Raw genomic sequence first — 10,715 nt, 5'->3', positions numbered from 1 at the left:
GTCCGCCAGCCAGAATCTGGAACTGTCAGGCGTATGGATCTCGTCGGCCAGCAGAATGGTGCCGTCGGCGTCGATGCCGAATTCGTATTTCGTGTCCACCAGGATGAAGCCCTGTCTGGCGACCATTTCCTGGCCGCGCTTGAAGAGCGCGAGCGCTGCTGTCGAAACCGTCTGCCACTGCTCTTGGGAGAGAAGGCCGCGCGAGAGGATCTCGTCCGCCGTCAGCGGCTCGTCGTGGCCGCCGTCGAAGGCCTTGGTGGTCGGCGTGATGATCGGCTCGGCAAGCTTGGCATTGTCGCGCAGTCCGTCGGGGAATTCGTGTCCGTACATGACCCGCTCACCCTTCTTGTAGCGCGTCAGGATGGACGTGCTGGTCGTTCCGGCCAGATAGCCGCGCACGACGATCTCGACGGGCAGGATCTCCAGCTTCTTGCCGATGACAACATTGGGATCGGGATAGTCGAGCACATGGTTCGGGCAGATGTCGTCCGTGTTCTCGAACCAGAACCGTGCCATCTGCGTCAGCACCTGCCCCTTGAACGGGATCGCTGCCAGGATGCGGTCGAAGGCCGAAATCCGGTCCGTGGTGATCAGGATGCGCCGGTTGTCCGGCAGGTCATAACAGTCCCGTACCTTCCCGAAATAGGGATTGGGAAGTTCCGGGATGCGAGCATGGTCGAGAACGCGGTTCGGCAAGGTCGTCTGCACCTTCTGAGCGAGGGATCAAATCGGTCCGCGTGAGCTAGCACAAAACGGGCGGGATGTCGTGGGGGTGGTTTGCCGGTGGCGGGCAACTTTCAAGGGCTTGTTCATAGACGGAAAGACAGGGAGGCCCAATGGCTTTCCCAGGCCACCGGCGGTGCGCCCTCCACGGGAAGCATGTGAACCGCATTGAGCAGATATTCGCCGTCGCCCTGCAACGGGATTTCCGCCCGGCCTTCGGCATCGGTGCGAACTTCGGTTTTTGCTTCGCGGCTCGGGGCGTGAAAGACGTTGATCTGCGCATTGCCCAAAGGCTTGCCCTGCCAAAGCAGTTGCACGCGGACCTTGTCGCGCCCCGTGTAGGGGTTGTCGATCGCGACAACCTCGAAGGGTAGTCCCGTAAAACGGTCGGCGTCCCGAGTACTGGCCGGTCCGACCTGAACAAGCGCCTTTGCGTAACGGGTGTACCGCTCGGAGAAGCCCGTTTGTGCCAGGCCGCGTTTCTCGTGTTCGGCCAATATGTGATCGAGGCCCTCGTAGGCGAGATAAGCGCGAAAGGTCTCCGGATCGTCATAGGTCAAACGGAAAGCAATCGTCTGCTGGGCGACAATATTGAGCCCGCGATCAAGGGATGCCTGTCGCACGGCCGGCAAGTCGCCTTCGAAACTCTCGACGGCGGCCTGTCCGTCAGCGTTTTGGATGCGGAAGGACACATACCGGTCGCCGAGGTAGGGGTAGGCTGTTCCCGAAAGATGTTCACCGACTTTCAGGTCGGCAACTATCGGTTCGCCGGCCTGCAATTGCCCGCGTTCAAGGGATATCCAGTATTCATGTGCCGTGGCGCCAGCCAGGGGAAGCGTCACCGGGACGCCCAGGCCGAGCAGGAAGGCGAACATTTTCAGGAGCGGCGGTTTCATGGTGGTGCACCTTTCGTTTAAAAGGGGCACAGCCGGTCCCCGGAAGGGCCGGCTGCGAACCCGTCAGCAGTCGAGAGGCTCAGCTCCCGCCAGCTCCGGCAGGACCGCCGTCGCCGTCACTGTTGCCCTTGCCGCCGTTGTTGTCGCTGCCGGCCGCGGAAGCCGCCGCGCCGCGCGCGCCGTCGCGCTGTCCGTCCGCAACCGCATTGCCGCCCTGGCCGGCCGTCTGGCCGCCAACACTCGGGTTGCCGCTTGGCGAGCCGTCGGCAATGCCGTTGTCATGAGCCTTTGCAAAAACGCCGCAAGTGGCCGCGAGCAGCAATGCGCCGGCGGATGCCGCGGACAAGACTGATTTCCGGTAACTGTTCATCATTTCCTCCATCGTGTTGGGACATGTGTAGTTACGGGGGGCGGGGCGAAATTGTTTCAAATCCGTTCAACACTTTTTTGCACTCGGTCGGAATCAATGAATTCAACGGCTTGAGAGTGCCTTGCAGGCCTAAAGCGTTCTCTCCAGAAACCAGAAGGTGCCCGTGGCCGCGACAACGAGCGAGCCGGGCACGGTCACTGCTGACCGGTACCAGGAGCGGGCATGGAACCAGTATCCGACGGCCAGGAAGCAAGCGCCCAGTACGGTGATCTGTCCGATCTCCACGCCGACGTTGAAGGCAATAAGGGCGGCGGCAAACTGGCCCTCAGGAAGGCCGATTTCAGCCAGTACGCCGGAAAAGCCCAGCCCATGCAGCAAGCCGAAGGAAAAGATCACGAAGGGGCGCCAGACATGCAGCCTGCTGGTCATCAGGTTCTCGACTGCGACATAGATGATTGATGCCGCGATCAGCGGCTCCACAATGTAGCCCGGCACGCTGATGATGCCGGCGATACCAAGGAACAGGGTGACACTGTGGGCAAGCGTAAAACTGGTCACCTGCCACAGGAGCGGCCGGAGCCTTGCCGCCAGCAGGAACAGGCCGACGATAAACAGGATGTGGTCCAGACCTTTCGGGACGATGTGCTGAAATCCGAGCCGAAGGTAATCCGCAAAAGTCTGCCAGACGGGTTGTGCTTCCGGCCCGCTCAGTGCGACCTCGACTTCGCGCTGGCCTTCCGGCAGCAGTTTTGCGTAGGCCGGTTTGTCCTCACCAGCTTCAAACAGCCTGAAGACAAGCTGCCCCGCTTCCGGCGGGGGCGTCAGCTTCAGCGTTTTCGCGGCCGGTGGCAATTGACCGGCAAGCCCGGCCTTGCTGATCCGAGCCAGGCCGGTATCGCCGGTCGCCGGTATCCGGATGCCGGTCAATCGTAATGCGATCGGAACGCCGTCGGCCTCGAACAGATAGTCTTCGGACAGCCTGGCGAGTGCCGCCGTACCGCGCCTTTCAAGGGCGGCCGGTTCCAAGGCGCGCAATTCATCGTAAAGACCTGAGTTCGCGGACTCTCCCGTATCCTTGTGTTCGGCCCCGATCCCCGCGGCATAGGCTTCGAAGTTGAAAGAGATCTCGACGCGGAAAGTGCCGTCCGTGCCTGCGTGGGCGCTGACGATCGCCGGGCGCAATTCGTGCGCCTGCGCCTGCAGGGCCGGCCATGCGATGGCCAGTAGCCAGAGGATGAGCAAGCCGGGTATCTTGCAGCTGTTCCGGTAGATCTTTGTCTCAAACATGGTCCGGGATCCGTATTCAAGGGGATGTCTCCCTCGGAGTTACGGCCCGGGCTGGATAATTGTTTCAAATTAGGCAGGGCGGAATGCCGGGGCGCTTCTGCCTCGCTGCTATAGCCGCTGAAGTTGCCCCGAAGCGATCACCGGTCCTGTGGGCGCGCCGCTCGGAGAGCCGCCGGGCGGCTCCAGGCTGACGGCAAGTGCCGCTCCCGTCTCGATCAGGTCGCGATAAGCCGGCGCGATCTCGACCGGCGCGGCGGCGTCGAGCTGCAGTACACCCAGGGACCGGGGAACGCCGTCGCCCGGGATCAGCCAGAGTTCCGGCACGCGATTGTCCTGACCGCCCGGCTGGGTGGCCACGCGGATGACGAGCTGCCGCCCGCCGGGATCAATGCGCGCGATGAACGCCGGTGCCGCACCGGTTTCGGTCAGGGTAGCGACAAGCGGGCCGTCCTTGAGGGTGTCCGGTCCGGCCACCTGCCGGAGATCGGCTACAAGCAGGCCGATCGCGAGAGCTGCCGCCGACGCGGACAGGAAACTGAAGCCCCGCCAGAACGGCAGATTCTGCCAGAGGCCTGCGGACCGCCGCAGCTCCGCGCCGAACAGGCGGTTCTCGATCGACATCCAGACGTGCGGCGGTGGTGTCTCGTCCGGCAGGTCGTCGTTCATCCGGGTCAGCTGGTCCTGCCAGATCTCGACTTCCCTGCGGAACGCGTCGCTCTCGTCTAAGAGCCGGCCGGCCTCCCGAAGGTCGTCGTTTTCCAGGACGCCGAGCGCATACTCGGCTGCCAGCCATCTCTGCGATTTGCTCAACGTGCCGTTCATCGGTTCATGCAGTCTCTTAGAGCCAACAGGCTCCGGCGAATCCAGGTCTTCACGGTGTTGAGGGGAACTTTCAGCTCCTCGGCGGCCTCCTGGTAGGTCCAACCGCTCAAATAGGTTTTCTGCACGGCAATTCCGTGTTGCGTGCTCAGTTCTTCCAGACAGCCTTTCAGCTTCCGGGTGTCGTCCGAAGTGATCGCCTGACTTTCCGGCGAGGGAAGGTCGTCGGGGATTTCGGACGCATCATCAACCGACACGGGCGCAGGCTTGCGCGCCCGCACGACGTCAATCGACTGATTGCGTGCAATCGCGATCAACCAGGTCATGCCTCTGGCGCGGTCCCGGTCAAATTGCCGGGCGGTTTTCCAGATCTTGACAAAAACCTCCTGCAGCGCGTCCTCGGCCTGGGACCGGTTGTTCAATATACGAAGGCACACCGCAAAAAGTTTCGGCGCGGTGCGTCTGTACAGCTCCTTGTAGGCAGTCTGATTGCCGAAAGCCGTCTTTTCTATCAGCGCTTCAATCGGATCGCTCATCGGGCCCCGTGTCGTCGCGTCACACAAACCGGCATTGGCCATGCGGCGGATCTGAAGTCGCATATGGTTGGTATGAAACGACCTGCCTGTCAACGAACGGCCCCGATTGCCCCTGATCGGAGCGCTGCCTGCACCTGGAAATTTTTTTGAAACATTTCCGCCGGTGCATCCGTAGCTCATGGCAACTCTGTCGCGAGGACAGGGTTGGTGTCTGCCGAAAGGCAGAACGATGATTTGGATATTTGAAGGATTGGAACAGTCCCATGAAAGTCATACACGCCGTTACTGTTGCCCTGTCACTCGGCCTGATGGCCGGCACCGCTTTTGCGGCCGCGCATGCGGAACTGATGGTCAGGGCCTCCGATCAGGACCTGTCCGGCGGCACCGTGACCGCCGAGGAAATCGTGACCGGTGCCAACGGCTGGCTGGTCGTTCACCGCACCGAGGACGGCATGAAGCCGGGGCCCGTGGTAGGCCACGCGCCTCTCAAGAAAGGCAAGAACATGAACGTCACCGCCATTCTGACCGAGGAAGTCGCGCAGGGCGACAAGCTCATGCTCATGCTGCATGGCGAAGACGGCGGAATGAAAACCGGCATTTTTGAATACTCCCTGGGTGCCAAGGAAGACGGGCCGGTCAAGGTGGACGGCAAGTTGGTCATGAGCGTCGTTTCCGCACGGTAACGAAGCACGCGATACCACGTTCTGACCGAAACCAGCCGTCACTTGTAGTGCCGGTGCGGTCGGCGGCCTGTTCGTCCAGGGACCCGGGAGCCGGGTCCCTGGACGAAGGGCGCTGGCGGCTCCTCGCAATCTCCGGCCCGGATGGGGGCATCTGCTCTCAAACTTTCACAGCCGACAACAAGACGGACGGGGCGGGCACCAGAAAACCACTTTCCACTTTTGTCCCCTCCGACCACACGCGCGCCGCAAGATCTGCTCTGATCGCTTCGCGCCTTTCCTCGGACTGGGCGCCCAGGAGCGCCGCGGCACGGACAGCCCCTTCGTCAAAGGCGCTGAACAGGGCCTCGGGACCCTGCACCCACAGCTGACTGGCGACATCGGACAGCTTGATGCCGGTGAAACCTGTCTTCACCAGCATTGGTTCCGCGATGTTGATATCTGCGAGCAGGTGAGCGTCCGGTCCCGGCGGTAGCGTTACCGTAGGATCACCAAGGCGGCCAATGGCGTCGAAAAGCCAGCCGAATGCACCTTTGGAGGCCTTGCCTCGCCATATCGAGAATGCAATCCGCCCCCCGGGCTTGAGCACGCGGGCCACTTCCCGCAATCCCTGCTCCGGGTCTGGAAAATGTGGCACTCCGAAGCCAATCGTTACCGCGTCAAAACTGTTGTCGGCAAACGTCATTGCCATCGCATCGCCTTGAACGAAGGTTGCACCGGGAGCAGCCTGGCGGGCGAGCGCAATCATCGCCGGGGAAAAGTCGAGCCCGGTGACGTTCGCCTGTCGTTCGAGGAGTTCGCGAGCGACAACACCGTGCCCTGTGCACAGATCAAGCACGTCAACGTTCGGGCCCGCCAGGACTTCCTCCGAAAGCCATTTCGCGACCAGTTTGGTGGCTAAATCGAAACCATCGGCGTAACCTTGCGCGGTCGCAGGGTCAGTCCAGCCATCGTGCTCCATTTTCTCGAATGCGTCGGTGTCCTTCATGCGCCCTCCCTGGACCGTTGAACGATATCATGAGATGAGCGCGTTTGAACCGTGCCCACCCTGCCGCAAGCCGAATGCGATCGGTTCCCGGGTGATGGTCCAGGCCGGGGCGTTGCCGCGTGAAAGTTCGAAACCAGCCGGCAGTGCAGCTTGACGGTCATGTGGAACGAGGGCCACTTTTGGCTTTCAGTCGTTCCATTCCAGCTTGAAGATGACATGATCTCCTTCCAGGCCTTTGAGCGGAACGGTTACGCGATCGCCAAAGCGGAAATCGGAGGTTCCGCCCACCATGATCCGGGTTGCATCCGAGACCCGGATATCGCCGGGTGCGGCAAGGGCCGCGATGCGTGCAGCCTTGTTGACCACGGTGCCGAAGTGGTCGCTGTCGGATGTGATGAGCTCACCTGTGTGCAGTCCGATACGGATCTGGAGATGTGGTTCGTCGGTTGTGCCGGCATTGGTGCGCTGAATGGCGCGCGCTGTTGCAAGCGCGCCCTTGGCCGACGAGAAGGACGACATCACCCCATCTCCGAGAGACTTCACAACCTGTCCGCCCCCGTTCGTGACTTCGGCTTCCACCAGCCGCAGGTGACGTCTGACAGCTTCGGTCCAGCGGGTGTCTCCAATCGTCTCGGCGATCGTCGTGCTGTCGGCAATATCGGTGAACATGATCGAGGCAATTCCGCTTTGGCCGAGATCGTGCGGAGCGGACAGGGTGGCTTTGACGAGCTCTTCGAATCCCCGGGCTTCATATCCAAGGGCTTCGGTGTTGTTGACCGGAATGGAATGATGCACGTGAGTAATTCTCCAGAAGCCTTTTTCGAGCTTCAGGATCACGGTCGCCCGCATTGCGGCTATCTGGCCTGAATCGATCGCGTGAACCTCGCCTTGCCATTCGACCCACCCCAGCGAACCGCATTCAAATCCCCTGAGGTCCGTCGGTTTCCACACAAATCGCGGAACCTCGCCGATATAGGCCGCCAGTCCAAGCCGTAGCGCTTCATCGCGCCAGATCTCGTCGTGGGCCGACCCGAAATAGGAAAGCGCCTGATCCGCCGAAAGGAGGTCGGTTATGGTCTCGCCGTCGCCATTGCCATACGCACGGACCCAGCGTGCCACGACGGCTGCGAGTTCTGCAGAAGGTTGGATCAAATCGGTCATCGTATAAAACCGTGACCGGGTTCCCTCAGAACGACCGGTCCGCCACCTGATTGCTTGCCAAGACTTCACGATAGCGCCGTTCCGGGGCGTGCAACAAGCAGAGACTGTCTTTCCCTCGCGATCGTGCCGAAGGCGAATCCGGCTGGCTGCCCCGGAGTTCCGGCTTTAGGTTGTGTGGCGGGGAGCTGCCACGTTTCGGTCAGTCATGGCTTGCCGGGCGGGTCTTGCAAGTCTTTCTGAAATCGCTCGATTTCCGGTCAAGGCTTACGTAAGGTTGTTTTTGTTCGGCTTCGAACCGGCCGGGAGGGTGTCCGGCAGCGATTTCACCTGGAAGCCTCCCGGGCCGATGCAAGACTGTTCTTTGGGAGGGAAGAAGCATGAAGAAACCGGTTGTCCTGGCAGCCCTTGTGGGGGCTGTGCTTTCGGTCGCGGGCTGTCAGTCCGATGGCGGGTCCTCATCCGCGCCCAGCAGTCCGGTGGCGCCGGGCAACTCGGCCGAGGCTGCGGCCCAGCAGGCGTGTCTGGCGGCCGTGAAGGCGGAAACGGGCAATGCCGTTGCTTCGGTCTCTTCTTCCGAATTCTCGGAAGCGGGAACCAAGGTGATCGTTGGCGTTGGCGATCAGAACGCGCCCTGGGAGTGCGTCGCCTACCAGGATGGCAGCACCTCGCAGCCCATGTCCCTGTCGAATGAAGGCGCGCTCTAGAGTCTGGTCACGGGCCCGAGTTCCTGCCTGATGTCCGGCCCAAACTTCGGCCCGGCATCGCAGGCGGTCGCGAAACGCGAAACCATCAATCCGGAGGTCTGGAGACAGCTCCCCCGGGTTGGTATCAATCCCCGAAATCCCCCGGAAACACCGTCTTCAGGTAGTTCAATGTTTGAGCCGCCGCGGCCTCCCGCGAGAACCTGGCGGGATACATCAGCATGTTGAGCCAGAAGCCGTCGAAGAGGCTTTCCAGCGTCAGCGTGATCTCTTCCGCATCCAGACCGGTATATCCGCCCTCTTCCATGATCTGGCGGCACAGGTCCGCGCAGATCTCCTGCCGCTCCATGTCGATATGCGAGGAGGTGGCGCGATAGGACTTGCGGTGACCCGCCTCGCCGAAGAAGGCAAACCAGACGGCCAGCTTCTTGCGGCTGCAGATGCGCGGGTGAAACTGGGCCTCGACCACTGCGCGCAGCTTGGCGGCGGGGCCAAGGTCCGGCCGCGCAAGTGCCTTCATCCAGATCGCACGGTGTTCCTCAGCCAGAAACTTCAGCGTTTCCTCCAGGAGCCGGTCCTTGTTCTCGAAATGAAAATTGACGATGCCGAGCGACAGACCCGCTTCCCTGGTGACGGCCGGGAGGGTCGTGCCGGAAATGCCGGCCCGGCCGATGCAGGTGATCGTGGCATCGATCAGCTGTTTGCGGCGCACTTCCGGCGGGGCCGTGCGCGGCCTTTTTTTGGGTTCCGTCATATCGATCTTGACGCTTTCACTGAATGATCTTTCAATCAGTGACTTGATTTCGGTGCCGGGTCAAGCCTAAGCTTCCCGCCAGTTTGAACCTCCACAGAAACATCTATTGGAGCCTTCGCGGGAACCTCACATGAGCCAGACTTTTCCTTCTCACGCACAGACCGTGATCATCGGCGGCGGATCGATCGGCAGCAATCTGGCCTATCACCTGACCAGGCTCGGCATGCGCGATGTCGTGGTGCTGGAGCGTGACAGGCTGACCTCCGGAACCACGTGGCATGCGGCCGGTGAAATCGTTCCGGCGGTTCTGGGCAGCGAGTGGGAATGCGAGCTTTACACCTATGGCCGGAATTTCCTGGCCGGGCTGGAGGCGGAAACCGGCCAGGCCACCGGGTTCCGCCAGGTCGGCTACATCCAGCCGGCAGACACGCTTGAACGGGTGGAGGAAATGCGCCGCGGCATGGCCTTCATGAACCGTTTCGGCATCGAGGTGCACGAGATTTCCCCGGCAGAGGCATCTGAGCGCTTTCCGATCGGTGATTTCTCAAACACGCTCGCGGCGTTCTGGTATCCGCTCGAAGGGCGCACCAACCCGGTGGACACCACCATGGCTCTGGCCCGCGGCGCCCGCAGCGGCGGCGCCCGGATCATCGAGGAGACCAGTGTCACGGATATCCTGACGAAGGACGGCCGTGCCGTCGGCGTGCGTACGAGCAAGGGGGATATTTCCGCCGAGCACGTGGTGATCTGCGCGGGCATGTGGTCCCGGCAAATTGGCGCGCGCGCAGGGGTGAACCTGCCGCTGCAGGCTGCCGAGCACTATTATCTCATTACCGAGCCGATGGAGGGTGTCAGCCGCGATCTGCCGCTGGTGGAGGACCCGCACAACTGGGCTTACTTTCGCGAGGAAACCGGCGGGTTGCTGGTCGGTCTGTTCGAGCCCGATGCCGCGCCCTGGCATATCGACGCCATTCCGGAGAGCTTCTCCTTCGGCGAGATCAATCCGGACTGGGACCGGGTCACGCCGCATCTGGAGGCGGCTTTCAGAAGAGTTCCTTCTGCTTCCGAAGCGGGCCTGCGCAAGCTCTTCTGCGGGCCGGAGAGCTTCACGCCCGACCTTGCCCCGCTCGTCGGCGAGGCGCCGGGGTTGAAGAATTGCTGGGTGGCGGCGGGGCTCAATTCGCTCGGCATCCTGAACGGTCCCGGAATCGGCATGGCGCTCGCCCACTGGATCGTCAATGGGCATTGCCCGGTCGATCACACCAGTTTCAACGCCGACCGTTTTGCTGACGGCAGCCATAATACGCCGGCCTTCCGGCGGGCCCGGACCCCGGAATTGCTGGCCAAGAGCTTCGGTCCGCATTTTCCCAACGACGGCTTCAAGACGGCGCGCAATCTCAAGCAGTCGGTTCTTTATGACCGTCTCAAGGCGGCAGGGGCCTGTTTCAGCGAAAGCCACGGTTGGGAGCTTCCCGACTGGTTCGCGCCGTCGCCTGAACAGGCCCGGGTGGAGAAATACAGCTGGGGCCGCCAGAACTGGTTCGACTGGCACGCCGAAGAGCATCGTGCGGCCCGTGAAGACGTGATCCTGATGGACATGTCCTCCATGTCCAAGTTCCTGGTGCAGGGGCGCGATGCCTGCGCTCTCCTCAATCGCATCAGCTGCAACGACGTCGATGTTGCCCCGGGCCGTGTGGTCTATACTGCCTGGACCAACGAGCAGGGCGGTTTCGAGGCCGACCTGACCGTGACGCGGCTGGCCAAGGACCGGTTCCTGGTGGTGGTGGGCGAAAATTCCCA

The 10,715-nt window shown here is 61.9% G+C and carries 12 protein-coding genes; 3 read left to right on the top strand and 9 right to left on the bottom strand.

Translation table 11 applies throughout. The features are described 5' to 3' along the window. The 6 genes from ACQY7U_RS07745 to ACQY7U_RS07720 all read right to left on the bottom strand — a co-directional run. Window positions 1-696: phosphoribosylaminoimidazolesuccinocarboxamide synthase (locus ACQY7U_RS07745; RefSeq protein WP_428643296.1), on the bottom strand; the 696-nt coding region annotated here is incomplete at its 3' end. Between the two features lie 113 nt (window positions 697-809). Further along, the gene (locus ACQY7U_RS07740; RefSeq protein WP_428643295.1) at window positions 810-1,619 is read right to left on the bottom strand and encodes a DUF4198 domain-containing protein; all 810 of its coding nucleotides are present in this window, start codon (window positions 1,617-1,619) and stop codon (window positions 810-812) included. Window positions 1,620-1,698: 79 nt separating this feature from the next. After that, complete coding sequence (locus tag ACQY7U_RS07735; protein ID WP_428643294.1) at window positions 1,699-1,965, bottom strand: hypothetical protein; 267 nt, start codon at window positions 1,963-1,965, stop codon at window positions 1,699-1,701. 153 nt (window positions 1,966-2,118) lie between these two features. Continuing rightward, window positions 2,119-3,276 carry a HupE/UreJ family protein gene (locus ACQY7U_RS07730; protein ID WP_428643292.1) on the bottom strand — a complete coding sequence of 386 codons (1,158 nt, stop codon included), beginning with the start codon at window positions 3,274-3,276 and terminating at the stop codon, window positions 2,119-2,121. 108 nt (window positions 3,277-3,384) lie between these two features. Continuing rightward, a complete protein-coding gene (locus ACQY7U_RS07725) occupies window positions 3,385-4,086 on the bottom strand; it encodes an anti-sigma factor (RefSeq protein WP_428643291.1) in 702 nt (233 codons plus the stop codon). A gap of 8 nt (window positions 4,087-4,094) precedes the next feature. After that, window positions 4,095-4,694, bottom strand: coding sequence for a sigma-70 family RNA polymerase sigma factor (locus tag ACQY7U_RS07720; RefSeq protein ID WP_428643290.1), 600 nt, complete (start codon window positions 4,692-4,694; stop codon window positions 4,095-4,097). Between the two features lie 200 nt (window positions 4,695-4,894). Between ACQY7U_RS07720 and ACQY7U_RS07715 the strand changes: the two genes are divergently transcribed. After that, window positions 4,895-5,314 (top strand): DUF7282 domain-containing protein, encoded by a 420-nt coding sequence (locus ACQY7U_RS07715; protein ID WP_428643289.1) that lies wholly within the window; start codon window positions 4,895-4,897, stop codon window positions 5,312-5,314. Window positions 5,315-5,471: 157 nt separating this feature from the next. On the opposite strand, the gene ACQY7U_RS07710 is transcribed toward ACQY7U_RS07715, so the two are convergent. Both ACQY7U_RS07710 and ACQY7U_RS07705 read right to left on the bottom strand, forming a co-directional pair. Then, the gene (locus ACQY7U_RS07710) at window positions 5,472-6,299 is read right to left on the bottom strand and encodes a class I SAM-dependent methyltransferase (RefSeq protein WP_428643288.1); all 828 of its coding nucleotides are present in this window, start codon (window positions 6,297-6,299) and stop codon (window positions 5,472-5,474) included. Between the two features lie 186 nt (window positions 6,300-6,485). Next, window positions 6,486-7,460, bottom strand: a complete 975-nt coding sequence (locus ACQY7U_RS07705; RefSeq protein ID WP_428643287.1) for a nuclear transport factor 2 family protein — start codon at window positions 7,458-7,460, stop codon at window positions 6,486-6,488. Window positions 7,461-7,837: 377 nt separating this feature from the next. Here ACQY7U_RS07705 and ACQY7U_RS07700 point away from each other — a divergent pair, with 377 nt between their 5' ends. Then, on the top strand, window positions 7,838-8,164 hold the full coding sequence (locus tag ACQY7U_RS07700) for a hypothetical protein (RefSeq protein ID WP_428643286.1): 327 nt from the start codon (window positions 7,838-7,840) through the stop codon (window positions 8,162-8,164). Window positions 8,165-8,288: 124 nt separating this feature from the next. Here the strand turns inward: ACQY7U_RS07700 and ACQY7U_RS07695 are convergent, their stop codons facing one another. Then, on the bottom strand, window positions 8,289-8,915 hold the full coding sequence (locus ACQY7U_RS07695) for a TetR family transcriptional regulator C-terminal domain-containing protein (RefSeq protein ID WP_428643285.1): 627 nt from the start codon (window positions 8,913-8,915) through the stop codon (window positions 8,289-8,291). Between the two features lie 130 nt (window positions 8,916-9,045). Here ACQY7U_RS07695 and ACQY7U_RS07690 point away from each other — a divergent pair. Beyond that, a partial coding sequence (locus tag ACQY7U_RS07690) for an FAD-dependent oxidoreductase (RefSeq protein WP_428643284.1) occupies window positions 9,046-10,715 on the top strand: 1,670 nt, incomplete at its 3' end.

The sequence above is a fragment of the Roseibium sp. genome (assembly GCF_050301095.1).
GTDB lineage: Bacteria > Pseudomonadota > Alphaproteobacteria > Rhizobiales > Stappiaceae > Roseibium.
Note: the sequence above shows the minus strand (reverse complement) of the source record. Positions and strands in the feature narration are given on the sequence as shown.